This is a genomic window from Amycolatopsis sp. TNS106 (assembly GCF_019330265.1).
GTDB classification, from domain to species: Bacteria; Actinomycetota; Actinomycetes; order Mycobacteriales; family Pseudonocardiaceae; genus Amycolatopsis; species Amycolatopsis lurida.
This window is the reverse complement of the sequence record NZ_CP024972.1, coordinates 461,495-487,354: the sequence shown is the minus strand read 5'-3', so window position 1 is coordinate 487,354 and position 25,860 is coordinate 461,495. Positions and strand designations below refer to the sequence as shown.

25 protein-coding genes and 2 riboswitches are annotated in these 25,860 nt (G+C 69.5%); of the genes, 7 read left to right on the top strand and 18 right to left on the bottom strand.

Annotated features, from left to right (window positions below):
* Positions 1–4: 4 nt before the first annotated feature.
* Genes CVV72_RS02405 through CVV72_RS02395 form a run of 3 tightly spaced genes read right to left on the bottom strand, consistent with a single transcriptional unit; the run spans position 5 to position 3,517 of the window.
* Complete coding sequence (locus tag CVV72_RS02405; protein ID WP_219150834.1) at positions 5–778, bottom strand: hypothetical protein; 774 nt, start codon at positions 776–778, stop codon at positions 5–7.
* On the bottom strand, positions 765–2,300 hold the full coding sequence (locus CVV72_RS02400; protein WP_219150833.1) for a substrate-binding domain-containing protein: 1,536 nt from the start codon (positions 2,298–2,300) through the stop codon (positions 765–767). Before CVV72_RS02400 ends, CVV72_RS02405 begins: the two co-directional genes overlap by 14 nt.
* A complete protein-coding gene (locus tag CVV72_RS02395) occupies positions 2,297–3,517 on the bottom strand; it encodes a hypothetical protein (RefSeq protein ID WP_219150832.1) in 1,221 nt (406 codons plus the stop codon). The genes CVV72_RS02400 and CVV72_RS02395 overlap by 4 nt, the downstream gene beginning before the upstream one ends.
* 172 nt (positions 3,518–3,689) lie before the next feature.
* On the opposite strand from CVV72_RS02395, the gene CVV72_RS02390 reads away from it, so the two are divergent.
* Entirely contained in the window at positions 3,690–5,339 is a 1,650-nt protein-coding gene (locus tag CVV72_RS02390) for a glutamate--tRNA ligase (RefSeq protein WP_219150831.1), read from the top strand.
* A gap of 57 nt (positions 5,340–5,396) precedes the next feature.
* On the opposite strand, the gene CVV72_RS02385 is transcribed toward CVV72_RS02390, so the two are convergent.
* Both CVV72_RS02385 and CVV72_RS02380 read right to left on the bottom strand, forming a co-directional pair.
* A complete protein-coding gene (locus CVV72_RS02385; protein WP_219150830.1) occupies positions 5,397–6,110 on the bottom strand; it encodes a hypothetical protein in 714 nt (237 codons plus the stop codon).
* A 15-nt stretch (positions 6,111–6,125) separates the two neighbouring features.
* Positions 6,126–6,959, bottom strand: a complete 834-nt coding sequence (locus CVV72_RS02380) for a hypothetical protein (protein ID WP_255632468.1) — start codon at positions 6,957–6,959, stop codon at positions 6,126–6,128.
* Positions 6,960–7,191: 232 nt separating this feature from the next.
* On the opposite strand from CVV72_RS02380, the gene CVV72_RS02375 reads away from it, so the two are divergent.
* Positions 7,192–7,413 (top strand): hypothetical protein, encoded by a 222-nt coding sequence (locus CVV72_RS02375; RefSeq protein ID WP_219150829.1) that lies wholly within the window; start codon positions 7,192–7,194, stop codon positions 7,411–7,413.
* Between the two features lie 4 nt (positions 7,414–7,417).
* On the opposite strand, the gene CVV72_RS02370 is transcribed toward CVV72_RS02375, so the two are convergent.
* The 5 genes from CVV72_RS02370 to CVV72_RS02350 form a co-directional block, all read right to left on the bottom strand.
* Entirely contained in the window at positions 7,418–7,651 is a 234-nt protein-coding gene (locus tag CVV72_RS02370; RefSeq protein WP_219150828.1) for a hypothetical protein, read from the bottom strand.
* Between the two features lie 37 nt (positions 7,652–7,688).
* A complete protein-coding gene (locus CVV72_RS02365) occupies positions 7,689–8,921 on the bottom strand; it encodes a sodium:proton exchanger (protein ID WP_219150827.1) in 1,233 nt (410 codons plus the stop codon).
* 297 nt (positions 8,922–9,218) lie between these two features.
* The gene (locus CVV72_RS02360; RefSeq protein WP_219150826.1) at positions 9,219–9,515 is read right to left on the bottom strand and encodes a hypothetical protein; all 297 of its coding nucleotides are present in this window, start codon (positions 9,513–9,515) and stop codon (positions 9,219–9,221) included.
* Positions 9,516–9,628: 113 nt separating this feature from the next.
* Positions 9,629–10,249, bottom strand: coding sequence for a hypothetical protein (locus CVV72_RS02355; RefSeq protein WP_255632467.1), 621 nt, complete (start codon positions 10,247–10,249; stop codon positions 9,629–9,631).
* 36 nt (positions 10,250–10,285) lie between these two features.
* Positions 10,286–10,933, bottom strand: coding sequence for a TetR/AcrR family transcriptional regulator (locus tag CVV72_RS02350; protein ID WP_219150825.1), 648 nt, complete (start codon positions 10,931–10,933; stop codon positions 10,286–10,288).
* 228 nt (positions 10,934–11,161) lie between these two features.
* On the opposite strand from CVV72_RS02350, the gene CVV72_RS41905 reads away from it, so the two are divergent.
* The gene (locus CVV72_RS41905) at positions 11,162–11,293 is read left to right on the top strand and encodes a hypothetical protein (RefSeq protein ID WP_370641857.1); all 132 of its coding nucleotides are present in this window, start codon (positions 11,162–11,164) and stop codon (positions 11,291–11,293) included.
* Between the two features lie 4 nt (positions 11,294–11,297).
* On the opposite strand, the gene CVV72_RS02340 is transcribed toward CVV72_RS41905, so the two are convergent.
* The 6 genes from CVV72_RS02340 to CVV72_RS02315 are packed head-to-tail and all read right to left on the bottom strand — an operon-like array spanning position 11,298 to position 18,771.
* Positions 11,298–12,125: an ECF transporter S component gene (locus CVV72_RS02340; protein WP_219150824.1), complete on the bottom strand. Its 828-nt coding sequence runs from the start codon at positions 12,123–12,125 to the stop codon at positions 11,298–11,300.
* Positions 12,122–13,717, bottom strand: a complete 1,596-nt coding sequence (locus CVV72_RS02335) for an ABC transporter ATP-binding protein (RefSeq protein ID WP_219150823.1) — start codon at positions 13,715–13,717, stop codon at positions 12,122–12,124. The genes CVV72_RS02340 and CVV72_RS02335 overlap by 4 nt, the downstream gene beginning before the upstream one ends.
* Positions 13,714–14,823, bottom strand: a complete 1,110-nt coding sequence (locus tag CVV72_RS02330; RefSeq protein WP_219150822.1) for an energy-coupling factor transporter transmembrane component T — start codon at positions 14,821–14,823, stop codon at positions 13,714–13,716. The genes CVV72_RS02335 and CVV72_RS02330 overlap by 4 nt, the downstream gene beginning before the upstream one ends.
* Positions 14,820–15,731 carry an ABC transporter substrate-binding protein gene (locus CVV72_RS02325; protein WP_255632466.1) on the bottom strand — a complete coding sequence of 304 codons (912 nt, stop codon included), beginning with the start codon at positions 15,729–15,731 and terminating at the stop codon, positions 14,820–14,822. Before CVV72_RS02325 ends, CVV72_RS02330 begins: the two co-directional genes overlap by 4 nt.
* Before the next feature lie 17 nt (positions 15,732–15,748).
* Entirely contained in the window at positions 15,749–16,327 is a 579-nt protein-coding gene (locus CVV72_RS02320; protein ID WP_219150820.1) for a flagellar hook-length control protein FliK, read from the bottom strand.
* Positions 16,324–18,771, bottom strand: coding sequence for a hypothetical protein (locus tag CVV72_RS02315; RefSeq protein ID WP_219150819.1), 2,448 nt, complete (start codon positions 18,769–18,771; stop codon positions 16,324–16,326). Before CVV72_RS02315 ends, CVV72_RS02320 begins: the two co-directional genes overlap by 4 nt.
* Before the next feature lie 67 nt (positions 18,772–18,838).
* Positions 18,839–18,982, bottom strand: a riboswitch (cobalamin riboswitch).
* Positions 18,983–19,059: 77 nt separating this feature from the next.
* A riboswitch (cobalamin riboswitch) is annotated at positions 19,060–19,192 on the top strand.
* Between the two features lie 30 nt (positions 19,193–19,222).
* On the opposite strand from CVV72_RS02315, the gene CVV72_RS02310 reads away from it, so the two are divergent.
* A complete protein-coding gene (locus CVV72_RS02310; protein ID WP_255632465.1) occupies positions 19,223–20,227 on the top strand; it encodes a prenyltransferase/squalene oxidase repeat-containing protein in 1,005 nt (334 codons plus the stop codon).
* 96 nt (positions 20,228–20,323) lie between these two features.
* Here CVV72_RS02310 and CVV72_RS02305 read toward each other — a convergent pair whose 3' ends face one another.
* On the bottom strand, positions 20,324–22,690 hold the full coding sequence (locus CVV72_RS02305; RefSeq protein WP_219150818.1) for a LuxR family transcriptional regulator: 2,367 nt from the start codon (positions 22,688–22,690) through the stop codon (positions 20,324–20,326).
* Between the two features lie 48 nt (positions 22,691–22,738).
* Positions 22,739–23,335, bottom strand: coding sequence for a QsdR family transcriptional regulator (locus CVV72_RS02300; RefSeq protein ID WP_219150817.1), 597 nt, complete (start codon positions 23,333–23,335; stop codon positions 22,739–22,741).
* Positions 23,336–23,475: 140 nt separating this feature from the next.
* Here CVV72_RS02300 and CVV72_RS02295 point away from each other — a divergent pair, with 140 nt between their 5' ends.
* From CVV72_RS02295 to CVV72_RS02285, 3 genes are all read left to right on the top strand, one after another.
* A complete protein-coding gene (locus CVV72_RS02295) occupies positions 23,476–24,333 on the top strand; it encodes a serine aminopeptidase domain-containing protein (protein ID WP_219150816.1) in 858 nt (285 codons plus the stop codon).
* Positions 24,334–24,413: 80 nt separating this feature from the next.
* A complete protein-coding gene (locus CVV72_RS02290) occupies positions 24,414–25,163 on the top strand; it encodes an ABC transporter ATP-binding protein (protein ID WP_219153774.1) in 750 nt (249 codons plus the stop codon).
* Entirely contained in the window at positions 25,150–25,854 is a 705-nt protein-coding gene (locus CVV72_RS02285) for an ABC transporter ATP-binding protein (RefSeq protein WP_219150815.1), read from the top strand. The genes CVV72_RS02290 and CVV72_RS02285 overlap by 14 nt, the downstream gene beginning before the upstream one ends.
* The last annotated feature ends 6 nt before the right edge of the window (positions 25,855–25,860 follow it).

Sequence of the window (25,860 nt, the reverse complement as noted above, 5' to 3'; positions counted from 1 at the left end):
AAGGTCATTTGAAGATCGCGATGGGGTGAACGACGAGTTCACCGGTTTCGGGGTCCCAGTCCTCGACCTTGCCGAGACACCGCGCCCGGAACGCACCGGCGGGCGCGGTGTCCCGCAGATCGCTGGTGACGCAGGTGAACCGGACCCGCCTGCTCTGTCCCGGATCGTCCGGATTCCCGTACGGCGCGACGAAAACCGTCTCGGTACCGGTCTGGGAGCGTTTACGGAACAGGCCCTTCACCGAGACGAACGCCTCGACACCCCGCAGCCGGGTCTGGAGCTGCCGGGTGCTCTCGGGACCGTCGGCCCAGCCGAGTTCCCTCACCAGCGCCCGGTTGTGGACCAGTTCCTGGTTCGCCAGGTCCACGTAGATGATGTCGTGGTGTTTCTCGAGTACCTTCGTCACGATGCCGATCACCGTGATCGGCTCGGCCTTGCGGATGTACCGCCGGAACTCCTCATCGGTGTCGGTGCGCTCTGTTTCCCCTTGCAGCGGGCCGAATCCACCCGATCCCCAGAACCGCCAGCCCCGGCTCTTCCGTTTCTCGACCTCCTGTTCCAGCGCCTCGTTGTAGCGATGCAACTGGTAGAGCCCCATCACGGATTTCGTGTGCAGGTAGAAGGCGATGCCCCGGATCATCCCCTGGTCCCCGTCGGTCCGGGCGCGGCGCCAGTGTTTCACGAAGACGACGGCCGCGACGAGGAAGGCGGCCACGGTCAGCACCCAGACCCCGAGCCACAGTCCCCACACGTCCCACCACAGATCATCGGCAGCCACGGATCTCCTTGAAGGCCTTGAGCAGGGATGTCGCGTTCGCGTCGACCATCCGGCCACCGGTGGCCACGGCCGCGCGGTCCAGTTCGGCGGGATCGGCCTCGCCGTACCGGATGGTGTACGTGTGCACGCCCGGATCTCTCGGCGCGCGCAGGAATTCTTCGATGCCCGGCCCGGTGTTGCTCTCCCCGTCGGTCATCAGCACGATCGAGACGCTCCGGCCCGGTTCGGCACGGCGATGGGCGCCGGCCTTCGCGTAAGCCTCGCCGAGCGCCGACCAGACCGCCGTGCTGCCGTCGAATTCGTCGGCGGCGATGAAGGCTCGCAGCGCGTCGAGATCCTGGGGTCCGTCGACGGTGAACTCCTTGTCCCCCAATATCTTCCCGCCGAAACGGAGGACCGTGAGCCGCTCGCCGCGAGAGAAGCGGTCGAAGCCGCCGTCCGGCCCACCGCTCAACCCGGCGAAGGTCGCCCTGAGCGCGGCGATCCTTTGCCCCTTCATCGACCCGGAGAAGTCCAGCACGAAGATCACGCGTCCAGGCGTGCGACCCGCGGTGGCCGCGTAATCGTCGAGGAGTTTGTCCACGACGGCCTGTTCGTCGGGGAAGTACAGCGAGTTCCCGATCGAGGCCGGCAGCCTCGGATCCAGCTCCACGTTGCCGGCGATCGGGCGCCGGAGCGTCCTTTCCATCAGTTTCTTCTGTGTCGCCGGGCTCCTGAGCCAGGAGACGACCAGGTCGTACGCCTCCCGCTTGGCCGGGTCGAGCAGCAGGACCGGGTAGTCGGACTGGACGATGCCGTCGCGCGGGTACACCAGCTCCAGCGGTGTCTTGAGCCTGCCGCTCGCGTTGAGCGAGAGCAGCGTGGACTCGTACCCGATGATCGCGTCGACGTCCTGGCGCTCGGCGAACCGCTCGGCCACCGCGGCCGACGTGTCCGCCGTGAGCGTGTGCCCGGTGCGGAAGCCCTGGAGCTTGTCGCATTCGACGTCCTGGAGGCGCAGCGCGGCACCGGTGCCCGCGGCGGCCGTCGCCACCCCGACGAGCGAGGTGAGCCCGCTGGTCGACTTGGCCGGATCCGCCATCGCGAACCGGAAGCCGCCGCCCGCCGCCGCGTCCGCCAGGTCCGCCCACGAGAGCTTCCCGTCGGGTTTGCCTCGGCGCAGTTCCGCCGCCTTCGCCGGGGTGATCCCGACGATCACCGGCGACACCATGGTCTTGGTCGCGAGCGGTCGTTCCCCCTTGTCGCCCGATTGCCGGTACTTGAGCTGGAAATACCGGTCGGTGGAAAGCCAGGCGAGATCGTGCGTCGCTTTCCCCGGCGTGAGGGAGGTGCTCGCGTCGACGGTTCCCCGGAAATCCATTTCCAGTTCGATTCCCGTTTCCCCGTGGAGGTCGTCGAGAATCGGGCCGAGGTCGGCCAGTTCGGAACTGGCCAGCACGCGCAGTTTCACCTTCTGGCCGCCGCTCGAGCAGGCGGCGACCACCAGGAGCAGGCAGCACAGGACCGCGAGCAGCCGCTTCACGGGCAGTCCCCGACCGTCTTGATCATCTCTTCCAGTACCAGGTTGTCCGGCAACGGCGTGGTGCTGTCGTTGTCCGCGATCTCCGGGGTCGGCAGCCCCTGCCCGCGCAGGAAGTCGTACAGCCGAGCGCTTTTCGTGCTGCCCGCGGGGGTCGCGACGCCGAAGCCGAGCTCCATCGCACGGCGCTGCAGATCGGGGTCGAAGGTGATCAGTTCGCCCAGCCGCTCCGCTTCGGGCTTCAGGGCGAGGAACTGCGGTTTCGTCAGGATGTTGTCCTTCGGGTACAGCAGCACCCGGTCGTGATCCGGTTGCCCGCTCTGCGCCTTGGCCCGCAACTGCATCGCGAGGTACTGGTGCTCGTAGATGACGACGATCGGCTTGTCACCTTCGGCGACGTTCGCGTAGGACTCCGAAAGATCGGACGACGGGAAGCCCTGGGCCGCCACGAGGGGTTTCAACCGGCTGGCCAGCTTCTTCGCGTCCGAGAGGCCCGGCGGTCCGGCCGGCCCCGGGTCGACGACCGGGACCTGACGGCCGTTCTCCAGGAACGCCAGCAAGATCAGGTACGTCGCGCCCGAATTCGAGTCGCAGATGTTCGAGGTCTGCGCCAGCACCCGGTTGCCGTTCGCGGCGCCGTGGTCTCGGACGCCCAGCGAATCCCAGGTCTCCCCCCGCTTCATCACCTGCATGAACTCGTCGGTGTCCAGCGTGTAGTAGAGGCCCTGCCCCGGCGGTTTCGCCGCGATCCCCTTACTCGCCAGCGTTTCCGCGTAACGCCGGTACGTGGCGAGGACGATCGGGCTGGTGAACGGCTGTCGCGCGGAGCCCGTCCACTCGTTGGCCCTCGACCGCCGGACGAGACCGGCGGCGGGCTCGCCCGACAGGAACACGAAGTCGTACTCGCTGAGGTCGTGCGTGGCGATGTCCCGTGACCCCGTCCTGGTCACATGGACCCGGATGTGATGACGCATCAGGATTTCCTGGACCTTCGCGTCCTCGAAGAGATCGGATTTGGAGCCCATCTTGCCGCGCAGGACCAGCGTCTGCTGGAACGGCACCACGACGGTGCCGCTCACGAGCAGGACGATCAGGCCGCTCACGGCCAGCACCAGCGCGGGCCCGAAAGCGCGGAGAAAACGTCGGCGCAGAAAGAACGCCGAGGGCTTTGGTCGGATGGTGAGCTGGGGTTCTTCACGAAGCGAGCTATCGGTGGTCACCGATTTCCTCCCCGAATGTCCGGCAAGGCCTATTTTACCGGGGTGCACCGACGGAAAAGCACGTCTCGATCCGGCTTCGGGACCCACCCTCACCAGGCCGGGAGGCCGGACGGTTAGGCTCTTCGGTGGCGAAAACCGCCATGCACCACGACGCCGGGAGATCTGAACCGCCATGCTGGACCGAGCAGTCATCGACGCCCTCTTCCCCGCCGACCTGCCCGAGCCCGAGCACTGGGAACAGCGTTACCCCGCCCGCGAGCTCCCCGAGGGCGCCCTGGTCACCCGGTTCGGTCCCTCGCCGACCGGGTTCGTCCACATCGGCGGCGTCTACGTCGCCACCATCGACCAGGACGTCGCCCGCCGCAGCGGCGGCCGCTACCTCGTCCGGGTCGAGGACACCGACCGGTCCCGCGAGGTCGAAGGCGCCATCGAGCAGTTCGAGCGAGGCTTCGCCTACTTCGATCTCGCCGCCGACGAGGACATCCACCGCGGCGGCGACTACGGCCCGTACCAGCAGTCCGAGCGCGAGCAGATCTACCTGACCTACGTCCGGCACCTGCTCCGCTCCGGCCGCGCGTACCTCGACTTCGCCACCAAGGACGAACTGGCGGCGATCACCGCCCGGCAGCAGGCGACGAAGCTGCCGACCGGCTACTACGGCTCGTGGGCCATCTGGCGCGACGCCGACCCCGCCGACGTCCAGGCCAAGCTCGACGCCGGAGACCCGTACGTCGTGCGCTTCCGCGCGCCCGAGGACACCGGCGCCCGCGCCCGGTTCACCGACGCCATCCGCGGCCCGCTGGAGGCCGAGGCCAACCGCAACGACGTCGTCATCCTCAAGAGCTCCGACCAGAGCCCCCGGCTGCCGACCTACCACTTCGCGCACGCGGTCGACGATCACCTCATGCGGGTCAATCTGGTCATCCGCGGCGACGAGTGGATCTCGTCGGTGCCGGTGCACCAGCAGTTGTTCGACGCGCTCGGCTTCGAGCCGATCACGTACGCGCACATCGCGCCGCTGATGAAGCAGGAGGGCGGCAGCAAGCGCAAGCTGTCGAAGCGCAAGGACCCCGAAGCGAGCGTCGACTTCTACATCGAGTCCGGTTACCCCACCAAGGCCGTCCTCTACTACCTGCGCGGTCTCGCCAACGGCCGTCTCGCCGAGATGCCGCTCGACCAGGCGCTGGCCGAGCCGATCAAGCTCGAGGAATGCGGCGTCGCCGGCCCGCTGGTCGACCTGGTCAAACTCGACGACATCTCGGCCGACCACATCGCCACGCTGACCGGTGCCGAGATCCTCGAAGAGGTCCGCGGCTGGGCGGAGCGGTTCGACCCCGAGCTGCGGACCGTCCTCGACGCCGAGCCGGAGCTCGCCCTCCGCGCGCTCGCCGTCGAGCGTGACGGCGCCGAGAACCCGCGCAAGGACCTGAAGAAGTGGAGCGAGTTCCGCGCCGTCTACGGGTTCTTCTTCCCGCAGCTGCACGCCGCCGTCGAGAGCGCCGACGACGAGAGGATCGCCGCCCTCGGTGTCGACTCCGAGGTCGTCCGGGCCGTGGCGCGGGACTTCGTCGAGAACTACCAGCAGCTCGACGACGGCCAGGAATGGTTCCAGCAGATCCGCGAGGTCGCGGCGAAGCACGGCTTCGCGAAGAACGCCAAGGAGTTCAAGAAGAACCCCGAAGGCTTCCCTGGCTCCATCCGCGAGGCTTCGCAGATCATCCGGATCGCCATCACGGGCTCGACCCGGAGCCCGGACCTGCACGCGATCACCCAGGCGCTGGGACGCGAGGAGACCCTGGGCCGGTTCTCCGGTCTCGTGTGACCTGCTGAGCCATCACTGTCGTGAGTGATAAAGAGGCGTTAGAACGACACTTATCACTCACGAGGCGGGCAGGAACTGGTCGTAGAACGCCGTCTTGGTCGCGACGACCGCCTGCTCCGTCTCCCGGAACCGCTCCCGCGCCTCGCTCGAGTCGATCAGCTGCACGAGCCGCAGCCCGAGCTGATCGGAATGGGTGAGCGAAAGCGGGGACGCGGCGGCGAGCGGGCGGGACTTCGCGTCGTGCACATGATGCGGGTAGTAGAAGACGGACTTGTCGCCGAGCACCGGGCCGATCCGGCGCCACAGTTCGCCGTACTCGACGGAGACCAGCACCTCGCCCCAGAAGCGCAGGATGGTCAGCAGTTCGACGTCGGCGTGCTTCGAGTCGCCCGCCGAGGCGATCAGCTCCATCGTGGTGTCGATGCACGCCGTCGTGGCCAGCGACCTCCGCGACCGCACCAGCGCTTCACGCGGGATCTCCAGCGCGAGGATGTCCGCCATCATGTCCTCGCGATGGGAAGGCGTGCTGCCGGGCGAAGCGTTGTCCGGGTACTCCTCACGGATGATGACGCGGGCGATCCGCTTGGACTGCTCGTCGGTGAGCAGATCGATCGCCAGGTCGTAGGCCATGGTGAAGGCCAGCGACAGGAAACGCCGTTGCAGCAGGACGGTCTGCAGGTCCTCCCGCGAGAGCTCGGTGACGCCTCGCAGTGCCGGGTGGTTCCGGAACCGCTCGATCAAACCGTCTTCGAATTCGTCGAGTTCGCGCATCACTACACCTCTTGCTCAGAAACGGATCATGTCGATGCTTCGGTTCCAGTCGCCGAGGTCCACGTCGCGGCCGATATCCCACAACGTGTCGAGCTCGCGCTGGATCTGTTCGCCGAGCACGGTGTCGTGCGTGCCCTCGATCTCGAACTGCGGTGAATCGATCGCCAGCTGGCCGTGCAGGAACATGCTGACCAGGTAGCGCCCATCGGCTCGGTACACCGAAACCGAGGCCTGCGAGTTGAACACTCGCACTTTCAGGTTGGCCTGCCGTTTCGCCAGCCGCCGGTGCAGGCGGGCCAGGGTCTCCAGGCAGTCCACGATCCCCGTGCTCACGAAGGTCTTGCCCGCGCCGTCGCTCCGGTCCAGTGCCGCTTCGCGCAGCCCTACCAGCATCGAGTTCGGGTGCAGCAGCATGATGCGCACCTGGGCGCGCCGGTCGACGATCGCGGCTTCCAGTTCCTTTTCCAGGCGCTGCAGGTTGGGGATCCAGGTGTTCAGGATCGTCACCTGCTTGGCCTTCGCGATATGCGCCGCGAACTCGTCGTCCGGAAAGCGTTTGTGCACTTCGACGACGCCGCCGTAGTGCGACCGGCGGCGGCTCGCGGCGATGGTGTCGATGTCGAGGCCCGCGAGGCGATCGCGGATGTCCTCCAGCGCGCGCAACGGGGTCAGCTCGATGAGCAGCACCACGACCACGCCGCTGACCATGATCAGCGTCAGCGTGGAGATGCCTTTCGGCGCCACTTTGTCCAGCAGGCCGAGCTGTTCCGTGATCCCGACCGCGAAACCGACCACCGCCAACCCGCCGAGACTGAGCAATTCGAGCCAGCGACGCATTCTGCGGAGCATTCACCCTCCGGGATCCGGTGACCTTGGCGCTCATGTTCCCATGATGAGAGAGGTCCTTGTGATCGGGGTCACCACCTTTCGTGTGACGCCTTTCCCTCCGCGGAATTCCCGCGAAGAATCGAATCCGGCACGGGAATCCGCAGCGCGAAGGGCGCACGTCACAGGGCCGTGTGAAACGCGCGGCCACCGAGAGACGACTTACCCGGTACGCAAGTACGGAAAGTTGTGGTCCATGAGCGCTGATCGCGTTGTCCAGCTGCGCTGGGAGTCCCGCCACGTGGCCGACGGCGGCGCGGCGTTGTCCTACCCGGGGATCTCCGTCGTCCGGACCAAGCACGGCGAAATCGTCGACCGCACTTGGATACCGGTCGGGGAAGAACCCACCTTTGCCGACGACGAGGCCTTGATCGCCGCCCTGCGCGCCGCCTGGTGCTGGACGAGGCCTGCCGCGTGACTCCCTATTCGTCTCCGGCCCGGTATTTGCGCTGGAGTTCCTCCTCCTGCTCACGCGGCGGCTTTTCCGTCCAGCGCCCGTGGACGAGGTCGTTCTCCGTGTAATCGGCCCGCCGCGAGGCCCAGCCGGGCAACATGATCTTGCGTGTTCCGCCCCGCCCTCGATCGCGCAGGTCGGTGACCACGGCGATGCCGATCACCAGCAGGAGTACTCCGAGCGCTATCCAGATTCCGACCATGGTCCGCTCCCCCGCAGATCAGTCAGTTTCGCCAAGACTAGCGTCGGACGACGCTCGGGCGGGCCTCATTTTTCCCGGCAGCCGATCGCAGGAACGGAGCGGCGAGGGTCGGCAGGACGTGACGGCGATTGCGGATCAAGGCGACAAGCGCGATGAGCGCGTAGACACCGCACAGGAAGTAGCGCGCGGTCTGGCCGGGCAGCGCGAACTGCGCCGCGAACAGGCCGAGCAGGGTCCACGCCGCCCAGCGCGGGAACCGCAACGCGAGCAGCGCGGCGACCCCCAGCAGCGTTTGGGTCGCGGTGAGAAGGAATTCCTCGATCTGACGGGCGTCCAGACGCAGTGCGCCGCCTCCACCACCGAGGAGGTGAGCGATCGGCAGGCTGCCGACGAGCAGGGTCCATTGGTTGACCTTGCTGGCAAGCAACGTGCCGATCGCCGCGCCGCCCTTTCCGCGCAGCGCGAACAGGATCGCCACGATGAACTCCGGTGCTTCCGAAGCGAGCGGCGCGAGCCATTGCACGAGCAGGAAACGATCGATGCCCAGTTCGGTCCCGACGGAGATCAGGTTGTGCGCGAACGGTTCCGCACTGGCGAGGATCACCACGGCCGCGAACACGAACAGCGCGGTCACGAGGATCCGGCGAGGCCGCCGCGGCAACGAGCCCAGAGTGGCGGCGGGACCCGTCAGCTCGGGTTCGCCCGGTTCGGCGCGGGAGACCTTCCAGAGGTAGAACACGAAGAAACCCAGCAGCGCGAAGCCGAGGACCAAGGAGATCTGACCGGTCGCCGGGATCACGAACGCGACGATCGAGGCGATCGCGAGGAAACCGAGTTCGACGCGGTACGGCGAAGCGAGGATCAGTTCCCGGACGGCGACCCCGCCGCGTTTCTTCGCCACGGCGAGCCCGATCAGCACGACGGCCGACCAGCCGAGGCCGAGCAGCAACCGGTTGGAGCCGGTCATGTTCGCCGCGGCATAGGCGACGTACTCCGGATTCGAGCCTGCCGCGTAGGCGAAGTACAGGTCCACCGCATACTCGGGGAGCACGGCGATGACGGACAGCACCGCGATCGCGAGCCCGCCGGCGATGTCCACCTGCGCGGCTTCCGCGGCCCAGGCGAGCAGGAACGAAGCCGCCACGACGGCCAGGCCGAACAGCAGCAGCCCGGCCACCGCACCCGGCTCGGTGCCGGAGAACCGCAGGACGAGCGCGGGCAGGGTGAGCCCGGCGCACAGGCCGATGGGTTTCAGTCGGTTGACGATCACGGACCGAGATTCCCGTCCGCGGACGGGTTACCACAACCGTTTCCCTCTTCGCCTACTTGGCGAGATTTCTCTTGCGGGGCAAGGGAAACAAAAGATCGTCAGCCCGAAGACCGGTCGTCGCCCCGCCGGAGTTCGCGCTCTGGCCTGCTCCGGTGTCGCTCGCGTACGACCGCGGCGAGGGGGATGGTGCCGCGTCCGGTGCGCTCGCGAGCCGGAGCGGCGAGTGCGCCCGATCACAGCACGCGGACATGACGGTTTCCCCGGTATCCGCGGGATACCGGGGAAACCGGGGGCGGTTCAGCCCCGGGCGTTCGGGTCGATCACGTCACCCGCCAGGCCGGTGGCGGCGTCGCCGAGGGCACCGGTGGAGTCGACGACACCCTGGCCGGCCGCGGTGGCCGAGTCGACGGCGTCCTGACCGGCGGCGGTGGCGTTCTCGGCGAGACCCTGGCCGGTCTCGGCCAGCCCGCCGGCGGACTGGGTGACCTGGTCGGCGGCACCGGAAAGGTCGACGCCGGTCAGTTCGCTGACCTTGTCGCCCGCGCCGCCCAGCAACTCGGCGGCTTTTTCCTTCAGCGAGTCGAACAGGCTCATCAGGGGTACTCCTCGGATCGGTCGTGCGCAGGCGGCTGAAAGTTCACCGTACAGGACAAAACGGGCACTGTGCGCGACAACGACGGTCCGGACAGGTGAATACCGGGGAGTGTTCAGAGACAGGGCGGCCGGTAGCCGTCGATCGAAAGACCGCGGAAGTCGAGCCGATTCGGGGTTTTGCCGACGAAGACCAGGCCTCGCGCCTCCGTCAGCGCCGAGGCGAAGGAGTAGCCGGGCGTCCCCAGTTCGGGCAGTGTCGTCCAGGCCTTCGGCTTGAAGCTGAAGAACTTCTTCGCGATCTTCCCGCCGGTCGACGGCACCTTCGTGAGCCACTTGTCGCCACCGCTCCACTTCGACGCGGGGCGCAACTGGACGTAGAGGTCGTCGGTCGCGCTGTAGGTCATCCAGAAACCGGCGGATTTCGAGAGATCGGCCTGTGCTTCGAACCGGTTCCCGAGCCAGACGACGACCACATGCCATTCGGCGCCGAGGAAGGCCACCTTGGCCGCGTAACCGCCGCGTTCGCGGACGAGCAGGCTGCCGGTCGGCGGCACGGTGGTGCCTTCACCGGAGGCGAGCCACTGCTGCAAGCGGTCGATCGACGGGGTGGCGCATTCACAACCGTGCCCGCCGGACGCGTTCGCGACGGCAGCGGGACCGATCAGCGAGACCAGAAGCATCGACGCGATCACCGCGAGCGTACGACCGAAAGGAACCCTGGATCCTTTGCGCATCCCCGGAAGTTAGCACAGCGGGCGAGGATGCCCCGCTCAGCGGGAACTGTCCTCTGTGGACAGACTGTCGAGCTCGGCGGCGAACAACACGGCGGGATCGAACCCCATCCCGGCGAAATGCCCGGCCAGTTCCAGGGACAGGACGCCGTGGAGCCGGGTCCAGAACGTCACGGCCCGGCGGAGGACCGCGGAGGACACCGGCAGCCCGCCCGCCCCTTCGCGATGGTCGCCGACATGGCCGTCGAACGCCGTCACCCGCCCGTCGCCCGGAGCCGCGGCGTGCACCCTGAGCAGCTCGGCCATGATCTCGTTCGAGATCTCCGTGGTGTCACCGGGTGCGCGATAACCGGGGATCGGCGTCCCGTAGACGAACAGATATCGCTGCGGATCCGCCAGCGCCCATTCCCGGATCGCGTAGGCGACTTCGGCCACGCCGCCAGACCCGGCCGCCGCCCGTACGACGTCGGCGAGGCTTCGGTAGGCGTCGCGGACGAGGTCCGTGATCAGGTCGTCGCGGCTGGGGAAGTACCGGTACAGCGCGGGTCCGCTCATGCCCACGTGTTTGGCGATCGCGTTGAGGGACAGCGCGGAGACGCCCGTCGTGCCCAGTTGCTCCCACGCGTACCGCTTGATCTCGGCGCACAGCTGGGCCCGGTAACGCTCACGCGAGGTCTTCACGGCCATCGGCAGCTCCTTCCGCGTTCAGTTAGAGGCTATCACTTTCCTTATTGGCACTCACGGCGCTCCACGCCGACGTCGAACGCTGGCCGTCCTGGCAGGAGCCGGTGCTGATCGACCGTCCACCAGATCCAGCGCGGCAAGTGCCTTCGCTGGAGCGGGCCGGCGGTCGGCGAGGGCCTCGGCATCGGCAACGGGATCCACGTCTGGACCTTCACCGAGGTCAAGGGCGGCGTGCTCGTCCGCACCGAGGAGAACTGGTCGGGTGCCCAGGAGGAGGCCGACGTGCCGACCGCGACCGAATTCCTCGGCTGGGGCCTCGAAGCCTGGCTGAAGGATCTCGAAACCCGGAAGTCCCGCAAGTAGGTGACTAATTGCGGTCGGTGAAGGAAGGGATCACCCCGAAGGAAGCCTTCCGCGAAGCCCGGCGCAACGTCGCGAGCACGGCGGGCCCCAGCACCAGGATCGCCGCCGCGTTCGTGATCGCGCGGCCCGTGTCCCAGCCGGCCGTCGAGGTCAGCACGGTGAACACGGCGAACCGGTGCAGGTTCTCCAGCAGCGGGGCGCCGGGCACGTAGGAGATGTGCCCGTCGTGGTACGGAACTTCGGCATCGGTGATGAACGGCCAGAACCACAGGTTCATCAGTAATCCGAAGACGTACGCGACGAGGATCCCGTACCCCACCAGCATCGCGATCTCGGCCTTGCCGGTGACTCGGCGCGGCAGCAGTCCCGCGCCCATCCCGATCCACGCCGAGCACATCATCTGGAACGGCAGCCACGGCCCCACCCCCGCGGTCAGCAACGCCGAAGCGAACATCGACGTGCAGCCCAGCACGAACCCGAAGCCGGGACCGAACACCCGCCCCGCCAGCACCAGCAGGAAGAACACGGTCTCGATCCCCGCGGTCCCCGCGCCGAGGGGCCGCAGTGCGGCGTTCACCGCGGAAAGCACGCCGAGCATCGCGAGGGCCTTGGAATCCATGCCCCCTTCGGACATCTCGGCCAGCACGATGACGATCAGGATCGGCAGGATCCCGATGAACACGAACGGCGCGTCCGGGCCGTGCTGCATCGACTGCGGCTCGACGCGGACCAGCAGCGGCCAGACGAACATCATCAGCCCCGCGAGCGACGCGAGGCCGAGCACCGTCGCCGAGCGCGGGCCGAGCCGGACCGCCGGTGCCGTCGTGGTCACGGGACCTCCTGCGGAAGCGCCGCTCGGACCTCTTCGACGGTGAGCCAAGGCTCGCCGAGGATCTTCGCGATCTGCGTGGCGAACGCCGGGGAACCGCCGAGCACCTCACCGGTCGGGCCGTCCGAGACGACCTCCCCCTCCGCCATCACGATCACCCGGTGCGCGATCGTCGCGACGAATTCGACGTCGTGGGTGGCCACCACGATCGCCTTGCCCTCGGCCGTCAGCGAAGCGATCATCTGCGCCAGCGCCGCTTTCGCGGTGTAGTCGAGGCCGCGCGTCGGTTCGTCCAGCAACATGATCCGCGGGGCGGCCGACAGCTGCACGGCGAGCACCAGCGCGAGACGCTGGCCCTCCGACAGGTCACGTGGATGCGACTCGGGATCGATACCCGGAGCGAGCCTGTCGAGCAGGCCCCGGCAATGCCCCGGCTCCGCACCGGATTCCGCGTCGGCGGCTTCGCATTCGGCGGCGACCGTCTGCAGGTACAGCAGGTCGCTCGCGGTCTGCGGCACCATGCCGACGAGCGCGCGGGCCTCGGCGCTGCTCAGCGTCTTCGGGTCCTTGCCTTCGACGGTGACCTTGCCGCCTTGCCGGGGTCCGGAGCCCTGCACCGCCCACAGCAGCGACGACTTGCCGGAGCCGTTGCGCCCCATCATCGCCAGCACCTCGCCGGCGCGCAGCGACAGGTCGACCTCCCGCACCGCGACCTTCGGCCCGTACCGCACGACCACGCCGGACGCGGTCAGCAGCTCCTCGCCGACGGTGGCGCTCCGCGTGGTGGGAGCCCCGAGCGTCAACGACGAAGCGCGCCGCCGGGCGTCGCGCACCGACATCGGCAGCGGATCCCAGCCCGCCAATCGTCCCAAGTGGACGATCGGCGGCGCGATGGGCATGTCCTTCAACACTTCCGGCGGTGTCCCGTCGACCACTCCCCCGGTGCCCGGGACGTGGATCATCCGGTCCGCGAACGGGATCACGCGTTCCATCCGGTGCTCGGCCATCAGCACCGTCGTGCCGAGGTCCTCCACCAGCCTGGCCAGGGTCGCGAGCACCTCCTCGGCCGCGGTCGGGTCCAGCGCCGACGTCGGTTCGTCCAGCACCAGCACCTTGGGATGCGTGGTCAGCACCGAGCCGATCGCCACCCGCTGCTGCTGCCCGCCGGACAGCGTCCGCAGCGCGCGCCTGCGCAGTTCCGCGATACCGAGGAGGTCGAGCGTCTCTTCCACCCGGCGCCGCATCACCTGCGGGCTCAGGCCGAGCTGCTCCATGCCGTACGCGAGCTCGTCCTCGACCGTGTCGGTGACGAAGCCCGCGAGCGGGTCCTGCCCGACGACGCCGACCAGGTGCGCGAACTCGCGCGGCGGCCGGGACCGCGTCGTCACGCCGTCGACGGAGACCGTGCCTTCGAGGTGGCCGCCGGTGAAATGCGGGACCAGACCGTTGATCGTGCCGAGCAGGGTCGACTTGCCCGCCCCCGTCTGGCCCGCGAACAGCACGAGTTCGCCTTCACCGATCGACAGCGTCACGTCGGACAGCACCGGTTCGGCGCGGCCGTGGTAGGTGAAGGAAACGTGGTCGAGTTCGATCATGTGTGCGCTTCTTCTAGTGCGGCGTAAGGAGGTTCGGGGGCCGGGGTCAGGAACGCGGGTAGCACGCCGAGCAGCACGCCGAGCAACGGCCCCCAGGACAGCGCCGGCCAGGACAGGTCGAGCAGGGACGGGTTCATGTTCATCGGGTTCACGCTGGAGGTCACGAACAACGTCACCGCGACCCCGATCCCGCTGACGGCGACGACGATTTCCGGCAGGTGCCAGCGATCGGGCCGGTACCGCGTGCGCCGGACCCGTTTGCCCGCCGACCAGAAGCCGATCAGCCCGATCACGACTCCCGCGGAAAGCACCGGCGCGGCGAGATATCGGGGCGTGGAACCGTCCAAAGTGGCGTAAACGCCGACGCAGACACCGAGCAGGCCGGCGATCATCAGCGTTCCCGTGATCAGCCTGGTCCGTGCCTCGACCAGCCCCGCACGGCCGTAACCGCGCGAGTCCATCGACGCGGCCAGCTGCAGCGAGCGCGAAAGCGCGTCCTCCAGCACGGGGATGAGGACGGTGTGCAGGGCCTTCATCTTCTTCTTTCCCGAACCGCCGCGCAGTTTGCGGGCCCGCCGGATCCGCAGGACGCTCTCGGCCAGCTGAGGGAACACCGACAGCGCGACGATCACCGCCGTGCCCACCTCGTACAACGCCGGCGGCATCGCCTTGAGCAGCCGTTTCGGGTTCGCGAGCGCGTTGGCGGCGCCGAGGCAGATCACCATCGCCGCCAGCCGCATCCCGTCGTACAGCCCGCCCAGCAACGATTCCGCGGACACATCGCCGAAGAGGCGGATACCGGCCGCCCATTCCGGCAGCGGGATCTCGGGCAGCCGCAGGATGATCGTGGATCCCTCGGCGCCGCCGAACACGACGCGGAAGAACACGCGGATCGCGACGATGAACGCGCCGAGGTACAGGTAGAGCCGGAACGCCAGCGCCCACGGCGCCTCACCGCGCCGGGCCACGACGACGTACCCCGCGACCGCCACGATGGTCAGCAGCAGCCACGGGTTCGTCGTGCGGGTCGCCGCGACGGCGAGCCCCAGCGCCCACACCCACCACGCGGCCGGATGCAGGTCGCGCGGCAGGAAGTAGGACGTCATCGCACTCCTTGTGCGCGCTTGCGTCCGCGTGCCACCAGGAATCCCGCCACGCACAGCGCCAGTATCGCGGCGCCCGCCGCCCAGGGCGCCCAGTCGCTGGCTCCGGACTCGCGTTCGATCACCGCGTTGACGTCCTCGGCGTTCTCCCCGCCGGTGAACGCGACGTTCGACGACGGGTCCTGCGCCTTCGGCCGTGCCGAGGCACTCGGACGCGGTTTGGGCGGCGGCAGCGCGCCCGGACCCGGCCCCGCGGTGGGGGCGCCCCCCTCCCCCGGTTCCGCGCCGTCCGTCGGCCGCGGTCCGTCGGCCTGACCGCTCCCCGGCTGCGGCCGCTGTTGCTCACCGGGATCGCCGGTGACCGGCTTGGCCTCTTCGCGCGCCACGCACGGCTGCCCCTCGGTCCCCGGCCGCACGGCGGAGACCCGTGGGACCGGGTTGTTCCGGGCGGTGGCGTTCAAGGAGAACGACCAGCCCTCGAACCCGCCGGGGGTGAAGTCCCGGTTCTTGAGCCCCCACTGGCTGTAGTCCCACGCGCAGTTGTTCGAGGCGTGCCAGTAGGACCAGTAGGCCTGTGCGGGCGGCGTGTCGACGCACTGCTCCCGATACTTGTCGCGGCCGCTGACCGGGATGTCCTCGGCCGCGGAAGGACGATTCTCGACCCGGCAGACGAACGACTCGCCCCAGCGCTGCACCCCGGCGATCTGGAAACCGGCGCCCTTGAGCGCGTCCAGTCCGGTGCCTCGCGTGGTCTGGGGATTGCAGCGGACGATGGCCGTGCCGCCGAGCTGCTGGAAGTCCACCACCACGGTGACCCCGGTGGCGTCCTTGCAGAACCCGGGATATCCCTTGCTCTGGTCGACGGCGTACGCGGAGGGTGCCGTGGCGGCGATCAGGAGGACCGCCGCCACCGCGGGAAGAACCCTCCTCACGGGATGGCCGGGTTCCTCGGCGTGACACCGGGCGGCGGATTGGTCGATGCCGACTTGTTCAGCGAGAACGACCAGCCCTCGAACCCGCCGGGGGTCACGTTCCGGTTGACGGCGCCGGAGGTGCTGTAGGTCCAGGTCGAGCCGGATCCGTCCGCGTGCCAGTAACCCCAGTACGCGCCGGTGGGCGGAGTGGTGACGCACGCTTCCTTGTAGTTCGGGTTGGTCGAGAGCGGGAGGGTCTCCGTCGCGGACGGGCGGCCTTCCACGCGGCAGACGAAGGCGAGCCCCCAGCGCGCGGTGCCGGCGACCGCGATCCCCGCGTCCTGCAAGGCCTTGATGCCCGTGCGGGCGGTACCCGGAGAGGCGTTGGGCGAGCAGCGGGTGATCGTCGGCGCGGCGGTTCCGCCGTTGCCGTCCAGTTCCTGGAAGTCGACGACGACGGTGACCCCGGTGAGCGCGTCGGCGCCGGTGCAGATCCCGTTGTAGCCCTTGGCGGTGTCGACCGCGTTCGCGGGTGCGGCGGACAGCCCGATCAGTCCGATGAGGACGGACGTAACGGCCAGCGTTCTCTTCATGGTGTTGCCCCCTTTTTCTTGGTGAAACGGCGAAGTACGAAAACCAGGGTGAGCACGGTGAGCAGCAGCAGGACGGCCAGCCCGGCGAGTCCCCAGATCAGCCATGACGGCGGGGAGCCGGACTGCTCCGCGGCCAGTGCCGGTGCGGCGGACGGATTCGCCTCGGTCAGCGGCAGCCGGATCGCGGGCGAGAGCGGCGAATCCGCCGCGGTCAGCCAGGAGCGGCCCGCGACTCCTTGCGCGGCGGCCAGACTGGTCGGGAAATCGGCCTCCCCGGCGGATCCCTTGGCCACACCGCCATCGGCCCGGACCAGCTTGCCCAGTGACCGCGCGGTTCCGCTCGCGTCGAGGCCGGCGGTCTGCCGCGCGGCGGCGACGGCGGCGCTGAGCGCGACGTCCGGCTCTCCGCCCTCTCCGGTGACCATGCCCTCGCCGGTCGGGCGGACGCCGAGCGCGCCCACCGCGGAGACGAACGCCGACACGCGCCGCTCGCTCCAGCCGTCCGGGCGCCTGGACGGGGGCGCGACGTCGGTGTGCGGACGGGCGGCCAGCGCGGTGACCGCGGCGGCGGTCGCGGAGAGGTCGCCGGAACCGCAATCCACGGTGTCGAGATGCTTCGGGAAGGTTCCGTCGGCGCACTGGCGCGAAAGGAGCAGTTCGACCGCGGGACCGGGATCGGCCGCGGTGGCGAGCACCGCCCAGACGTGCCGCTCCACGGTCTCGTCGGCGTCGGCGAACGATCCGGTGTCGGTGAACTCGCCGCCGGGGCCGCGCAGTTTCACCAGATCGGCGCGCAACTCCCCGGCGATGTCCGCCTTGGCGAATTCGGCGACGAGCACGAGTTTCGCGAGCGGCCCGGCATACGACGCCTCGGCCTGCTCGTACGGCGCGCCGTGGGCGTAGGCCCGTACGGCTTCCGGCTTCAACAGGAACTGCGACGCGCGGGCGACCGAGTCCGGCTGCTGGTCCAGTGCTCGCAGGGCCAGCACCACGTCGGCGGTGGCGTCGTAGTCGACGTAGGTCTTGCCGTCCTCGGTCACCTCGACGTGGTCGCCGCCGGTGAGCCGGTTCGCCAGGTAGGCGCCGAGACGGGCGGCCGGTGTCGCCGTGTCCGGCGTGGCGATCGTGGCCGGTGGCCGGACGACGGTGGACGCCCTGACCATGCCCGCCTTCTTGGGTCTGGGCGGCGGCGTCAGCGACTTCGTGATGGTGGTCGTCGTGGGAGCGGGGGCGCCGGTGGCCGGCGGCTGGGTTCTGCCCTTCGCGAGCGCGTAGAAGCCGACCTGCGCCAACCCGAGCGACGCCTGGGCACCCGCGCGGATCCAGGTGTCGACCCCGCTGATGCCGGACGCGCGCGCGGACTCGTAGGAGGCGGGGTCGTAGGCGATCGCGCCGAGGTCGCCCGCGAGCTTGGTGCCGGAGTCGGCGGCCGCGTTCACCTGCGCGGATTTTAGGTACCGCACGCCCTTGTCCACCGCGGCCTCGGCGCCGCCCGCGTCGGCGAGTGCCTGGACGATCACGCCGGTGCTGTTGGTGTTCGGTGCCTCGGTGCTGACGCCGCCGCCCCAGCCGCCGCCGGGTGTCTGGTTCGCCTTGAGCCAGGAGACGGTTTTGGCGATCGGGGTGTCGAGGCCGGTCGCGCCCGCCTTCCGTGCGGCCAGCAGCGCCGAGAGCGCGAGACCGGTGGCGTCGCCGTCGGTCGGGGAAAGGCCGAGCGGCTTGCCTTCGTCGCAGGTCGAGACCTTGTGGCCGCCGGGGGTGACGTGGTCGCCGGTCTCCTTCGTCGGCATGTATCCGAACACGAGGCGGAAGTAGCCCTCGGAACACTGCTGGGTCAGCAACCTGTCGATGGCGATCCGGTCGTTCTCGCCCGCCGCGGCGAGCCCGATGACGCCGAGCGCCTGGCCGAACAGGTTCGCGTCGTTGTTCACCTGGCCGGTCTGCTCCGGGTCTTTGGAGTAGTCCCTGATCCGGCCCTTGTCGGGGCCGTTGCGCGCGATCGCGGCATGGGTCTCGGCGACCAGGTCGTATCCGTCGACGTTTCGCGGGTCCCTGCCGGAAACCTGGGCGGCGACCAGCGTCTTCGCCAGCGAGCCGCCGACGACGACCTTGTCGAATCCCGGCGCGGGAATGAGCTTTTCCCAGGTGAAGTAGTCGCTCGCGTGGCCTTCGTCGTCGAGGAACTTCATGATCGGCTCGGCCTTGGCGCCGTCGCCCGACGCGTACAGCGCGAAAAGCACGTCGAGCATCAGGCCGTGATCGGGCAGTTCGCCACCGAAGGGGTTCTCGAGCGTGCCGTCCGGCTTCAGCTTCGTCGCGAGCCAGCGGGTGTTCGCCTTCGCGGCGCCGGGGTCGTTCGCGGCGGTGGCCGTCCCGGTGAGCAGTGCGGCGACCACGCCGATGCTTACGGCGAACGCCACTACGGCGAGGGACCGGCGGCGCATTACTCCTCCTAGCGGCATGGCGGAGGACAGGCGCGGACGCCGCGGTCACCCCTGTTTATCGCGACAGTGGTTCGTTCATCCGCCCGTTCGGTATCCCGGCTCGCCCTGGTGAAGGGCCCACGGTTGCGCGACAGCGCCGGATTTCGACCGGCTTCCCCGTCACGGGCGGCGGTGTTCGATTGTCGAGCCGATCGAGGTTAACACCCGATCACCTCCGGCAGGCACCGCTGACCAGGTCGGTTGCCAGGATCACATCGGCTTTTCGCGCCCGGCGGTACCCGGACGCTTGACCGGGGTGAGACTCTTCGGTTCGTCCGATTCAGCGCGGTCGTGGGGGAAGTCCGGTGAGAATCCGGCGCTGTCCCGCAACGGTGTGCCCTCCAGGCGAGCCCGGTCACCCACGTCGCGCGGTGTCACCGACTCCTGTCGTGGAAGTGCGGGAAGGGTTCTCATGAGACGTTTGATCTTCGCTGTCGCCATGCTGTGCGGCATCGGCCTGGTCGCCGCTCCGGCGGCGGCCGCGGCCACCCACAACAAGGCGGACGCCGCCGCGGGCTGGCTCGCGAGGCAGCTGACCGACGGGGAAAGGTTCGAGGCCGACTTCGGCGGGCAGAAGTTCCCCGACCAGGGTTTGACGATCGACGCGATCTTCGCGTTCGCCGCGGCCGGGGTGTCGGACACGAACGCGGGCAAGGCGATCGCCTGGCTGGCGAAACCGGAGATCACCACGGGCTATGTCGGCAGCGGCACCGAGGCGTACGCGGGCGCGCACGCCAAACTGCTGCTCGCCGCCCAGGTGCGCGGCAAGGACCCGGCGTCGTTCGGCGGCGTCGACCTGAAGGCGGGCTTGCTCTCGCTGCTGACGCCGTCCGGCCGGTTCTCCGACCGTTCCGAATACGGCGACTACTCCAACGCTCTCACTCAGTCGCTCGCCCTGCTGGCGCTGGACCGCACCGGCGGCGCTCCCGCTCCGGCCGTGGCGTTCCTCGCGGGCACCCAGTGCCCCGACGGCGGTTTCCCGCTGAACTTCGGGGAAGCGACGTGCACGAGCGACGTCGACGCGACCGCGACGGTCGTGCAGGTCTTGCGCGCCACCGGTGACCCGGTGAACGCCGGCGAGGGCACGGCCTGGCTGGTCACCAAGCAGCACCCGAACGGCGGCTTCGGTTTCGGCACCGCCGCGCCGAACGCCAACAGCACCGGACTCGCCGCGCAGGCGCTGGCCGGACACCGTCCCGCCGCCGCCGTCAAGGCGCGGGAATTCCTGCGGTCACTGCAGATCGGCTGCGCCGGCGCCGAGACGGACCGCGGCGCGATCGCCTACGACGCCACGGGCCTGAACCCGTCGACCGCTCCGCGCGCGACCGCGCAGGCGATCCTCGGCCTGGCCAGGGTTCCGCTGAGCGACCTGCACGGCGGCGGGCGCCCGCAGGCCCCGGTCCTCGCCTGCCCGTAACTCGCGTGATCAGAGACGTGACTCGCGTGTTTGGAGGCGTAACACACGAGTCACGCCTTCAATCACGCGAGTTACGGCTTCGATCACGCGAGTTCCTCACTCCCCGGCGGCGACGCGGCGCGCGAGTTCCACGCGTGACCGCACACCCAGTGCCGTGAAGATGTTCCGCAGGTGGTGATCCACCGTGCGGTGGCTGATCACCAGCCGCCGCGCGATCTCCTTGTTCGTCTCCCCGGCCGCCACCAGCCGGGTGATGGCGTCCTGTTGCGGCGTGAGACCGGCGAGCGATCGGTGCGGCACGTCGACGGTCTCGCCGGTGGCGCGGAGGCCGGCGCGGGCCCGTTCGGCGAACCGCTTCGCACCGACGTTTTCGAAGCCGCGCAAGGCGTCGCGGAACTGGTCGCGGGCGTCGCGGGTCCGCCGATGCCGTCGCAGCAGGGTGGCGTAGGCGAACCGGGTCCTGGCGAGTTCCATCGCGCCGCCCGCCCGCCGATGAGCCTCGATGGCCAGCACGAAACGCCGTTCCGCCACACCGGGATCCGACGCGGTCAGCGCGTGACAGCGGTGGCTCAACGCGAGCCAGCAGGGTTCGGCGCCCGCGAGGGTCCAGCGGTCGAACACCTCCAGCGCGGCCAGTGCGCGTTCGGGCCGCCCCGAACAGACAGCCGCCTCGACGAGTTGCGGAGTGGCCAGCACCCGGATCACCGGCTGGTCGCCGGAGACACCCGAAGCGAGGTCTTCGAGCCTGCTCAACGCGTCGTCGGGCCGGTCTTCGGCCAGGTCCAGACAGGCGTTCGCCCACGCGGCGACCGCGGCGGGCCTGCCGAGCCCGCGTTCGGCGATGCCTTCGGCCGCCTCGTCCAGCTCCGGTACGCGGTCACCGAGCAGTGCGGCGGCCAGTCCCAGCAACGTCAGATGTTCCATCCGCAGGTTGTGCGGGGCACGCAGGCCGTCGCGGGACGCCGCCCGCGCGCACGGGATCCGGTCGAGCGCGATGGCCGAGAGCGACAGATAGATCAGCGCCCACGGCAGTTCCGCGTGGCGTTTGCCGAGCCGCGCGCGGCTCACGGCCGCGGCCGCGTACTCGTGCGCCCGTTCGGCATGCCCGCGGGCGAAGGCCGCTTCGGCGGCCCAGACGGCTCCGGCGACGTCCGAGCCGGCCATCCCCTTGGCGACCGCGTCCTTCAGCGGAGCCACGGCGTCCTCGTGACGTCCGGCGTAAACCGAGGTCAGGCCGTGGAAATGCGCGGAGACCAGCTCGTCACCCGCCGGGACCGTCCGGGCGAGGGCCCGGTAGCCGCTCAGGTCACCGCCGAGCCTGCGCGCCTCGCCCGCCAGCAGGAGCGCGCCCGCCGGATCGGGCAGCAGCTCCGCCGCCGCGCCCAGTTCATGGGTGGCGACGGCGGGATCGCCGTCGCGTAGCTCGATCTCCCCGTGCAACAACGCCACGGCACCCGGTTGAGTGTCCACTCTGGACAGCAGCAGCCGGGCCCATCCCGGTCTGCCCGCCTGCCAGGCCGCGTCCGCCGCGGCCAGCAGCCGGGTCGCCCGCGTGGCCGGATCGGCGGTCAGGGCGGCGGAACGTTCCAGCTGCCTGGCCGCGGCCGCATGGTCCGCCACCGGTGCCGCGGCGAGCGCGTCCGCGAGTGGCCCCGACGGCGTCGCCGTCGCCATCGCGCGATGCCAGAGCGTGTCGGGCCCTTCTTCGGCGGAAGCCAGCCGCGCGTGCGCCGCCCTGCGGTCGGCCGGGGACGCGGCCGCGTACCAGGTCGCCTTCCTCGCGGAAAAGTCCATGCAAGTGGCGAGGAACCGGAGGCGCTCGTCAATCCCCATCGCGTCGAGCTCGGCCGTGTAGCGAGGCAGACGCTCCCGCAGGATCGGCGAAACCGGCTCCCGCCCGGCCGCCTGTGCGGGCGTCAAGGAAGCCGCCAGCGCGACGAGGTCGGCGGGGTTCCCGTCGCCGAGTTCGACCAGCTGAGGGCGTACCCCGGCGGGCACCCCGCGGTCACGAAGCACCTGATCGGCGGCGGCATCGGTCAGCGGTGGCAGCTCGACGGAGTCGAACTCGTCGGATCCGGATCGCGAGGCGAGCACCATCCCGACCGGCGCGCCCGCCAGCCGTCTGGCGGCGAAACCCAGCGCCGCCAGGGATTCCGGGTCGACCCAGTGCGCGTCGTCGACCCAGCAGATCGTCGGCGACGAAACAGCGCCGAGCCGGTCTCGCGTCTCCGCGCCACTGGAGACCGGCGTGCCGAACATCCGGTGCAGGGCGCCGTAGGGCAACCCGGCTTCCGCTCGCAGGCCCCGCACACCGACGAGGCGGACGCCGAGGGTGGCACGTAGCGCGGTGAGCAGGGCCGACTTCCCCAGGCCTTCCGCGCCGCGGACCAGCACGGCGCGCCCGGCGACCGACCTCAGCCCGCCGAAGAGGTCGTCCCTCCCCCGCAGCGGGTACACAGGCATCGGCGCCTCCTCGAGATCCCTCTCGATGAAACACCAGGCGCAAGTGTTTCACAAGGTCCGGCTCGGCACCCGTCCTTCCACGAGTGCTCCGAGCAGCGTCGACGCCGCTTCGAGATCGGGGGTCCGGGAGGCGAGGACGTCCGAGTACAGGAACGCCTCCCCCAGCCGCACGATGGCGTAACACAGGCTGTCCAGGCTGACCGCGGGCACGAAGCCGCCGTCCTCGACGTCACGGCGGAGGAGCTCGACGTGCGCCGCGATCACCCTCGGCTGGACGCGTCCGTCCGGGTCGGTCAGCAGCCGGATCGCCAGCACCGGCTCGTCGTCGAGGAAGCGCCGGAACCCGGCACTCGCCGCCAGCACGGACCGGTATTCGCGCATGATCGAAAGACAGCGAAGTTCACCGGCCGCGTTGCGCACCACGTCGCCCTCTTCGCGCTCCCAGGTGCGCACGGCGGCCGTCAGGGTGCGCTCGGACAGGTAGTAGAGGGCATCACCGAGCAGGTCTTCCCGGTTGCCGACGCGGCGGAACAGGGTGCTGCGCGAGATGCCCAGATCCTGGGCGAAGGCGGAGGTGTCGACGCGGACGCCGCGATCGATCCACCGCGCCGCGGTGCGGACTATGTCCTCGGCTGAGGGGTTCACGATCGCCGATCGTACGGGCGACCGGCCCGGCGGGAACGGTCGCGGATCAAGACTGGCGATTTCACCGATGCAGCGCGCTCCGGCCGTTTGCCACAGTCCATCACCACGGACCGTGTTCAACGGCGAACGGAGACGGCACCATGCGCAGTACGACTCGGATCCTTTGTGGACTGGCCACCGTCGCGGCACTCACTGTCGCTCCCGCGGCCTACGCCGCCGAGAACCCTTACGAACGAGGACCCGACCCGACGGAAAGCAGCATCGAAGCGTCCCGCGGCTCGTTCGCGGTTTCGCAGACCTCCGTGTCGAGCCTGGCCGTCACCGGCTTCGGCGGCGGAACCATCTACTACCCCACGAGCACCGCGCAGGGCACGTTCGGCGCGGTCGCCATCTCACCGGGGTACACCGCGACCCAGTCGAGCATCGCGTGGATGGGCCCGCGGCTGGCGTCGCAGGGCTTCGTGGTGTTCACGATCGACACCAACACGATCTACGACCAGCCCGAAAGCCGCGGTGACCAGCTGCTGGCCGCGCTCGACTACCTGACCCAGCGCAGCACGGTCCGCTCCCGCGTCGACACCACCCGGCTCGCGGTGGCGGGCCACTCGATGGGCGGCGGCGGTTCGCTCGAAGCCGCGCAGGACCGGCCGTCGCTGCAGGCCGCGGTGCCGCTCGCGCCGTGGAACACGCAGAAGTCGTGGTCCTCGCTGAGGGTGCCGACGTTCATCATCGGCGGCGAGTCCGACTCCGTCGCGCCGGTGGCGTCGCACTCGATCCCGTTCTACACCAGCATTCCCGCTTCGGCGGAGAAGGCGTACATGGAACTGGACAACGCGAGCCACTTCTTCCCGAACACGGCGAACACGACCATGGCCAAGTACACGCTCTCGTGGCTGAAGCGGTTCGTGGACAACGACACCCGCTACGAGCAGTTCCTCTGCCCCGCCCCGGACGACCGCACGATCAGCGACTACCGGGACACGTGTCCGCACGCCTGAGCGTCACCGGCCCCGGCGCACCCGCGCCGGGGCCTCCTCTCTCCGTTGGGAGTTCTTGCGTGACCCTGTCGACTTTCGAGATGTCCGGTGTGTCGGTGACCTTCGGTGGTCTCGTCGCCCTGTCGGACGTCTCCCTGACCGTCGCGCCGGGCCGGGTGCTCGGGGTGATCGGCCCGAACGGGGCGGGCAAGACCACGCTCTTCAACGTCGCGTGCGGTTTCGTCCGCCCCGACACCGGCACCCTGACCTGGCGCGGAGCGGAACTGCGGCGGCTGCGCCCGCATCACCTCGCCGGCCTCGGGATCGCCCGTAGCCTGCAGGAGCTCGGCCTGTTCGACCGGATGACCGTGCTGGAAAACGTCCTCGCGGGGGCGGGCAGGCACGCGAAATCCGGCTTCTGGTCCTCGTTGCTGGGCCTGACAAAGGACGAGAAGGCGCTGACCGGGCGAGCGATGGCTCAGCTGGAGGCATTCGGCATCGCCGACGTCGCCCATCGCTATCCCGCGAGCCTTCCTTACCCGGTGCGGAAGCGTGTCGCGCTGGCGCGAGCGCTGGTGAGCGAACCCGACCTGCTGCTGCTCGACGAACCGGCGGGCGGCCTGTCGTCGGCCGAGATCGACGAGGTCGGCGCGCTGGTCCGTGGGCTGACCGAACACATGTCGGTGATGCTCGTCGAGCATCACATGGATCTGGTGATGGGCGTCTGCGACGAAATCGTGGTGCTGGACTTCGGCAGGGTCATCGCCCGCGGCACCCCGGACGAGATCCGCGCCGATCCGGCGGTCCAGGCGGCCTACCTCGGCGAGGAGGTGGCCGGTGCTGACCATTGAGCACCTTTCGGCGAGCTACGGCCCGGTGCGCGCTCTCGATTCCGTGAGCCTTTCGGCCGTGGAAGGCGAGATCACCGCGGTGCTCGGCGCGAACGGCGCGGGCAAGACCACCCTGCTGCGCACCATTTCCGGACTCGTCCCGCCGTCGGGCGGCCGTATCTCGCTCGCGGGCCGGAACCTGCGCCGAGTGTCCACAGAGGACCTTCCAGCGCTCGGGCTCGCGCACGTCCCCGAAGGTCGCGGCGTGCTGGCCGAACTGACCGTCGAGGAGAACCTGCGGCTCGGCGCCCTCGGGGCACGCGGCCGCGCGACGGCGGCCGACCTCCGCCGGATCTACGCCCTCTTCCCGGCGCTGGCCGACCGCAAGAACGGTCTCGCGCACGTCCTTTCCGGCGGGGAACGGCAGATGCTGGTCATCGGCCGCGCGCTGCTCTCCCGGCCGAAGGTGCTGCTGCTGGACGAACCGTCCTTGGGACTCGCGCCCCGGATCGTGGCGCGGATCTTCGGCCTGCTGCGCGGTCTCGTGCACGACGAAGGACTCGCCGTCGTGCTGGTCGAGCAGAACGCGCGCAGCGCGCTGTCCATCGCCGACCACGGCGTCGTGCTCAACCTCGGGCAGGTCGTCGTCCGGCGGGACGCGGCCGCGCTCGTCGCGGACGACGACCTCCGGCACGCCTACCTCGGATTCTGAAAGGGA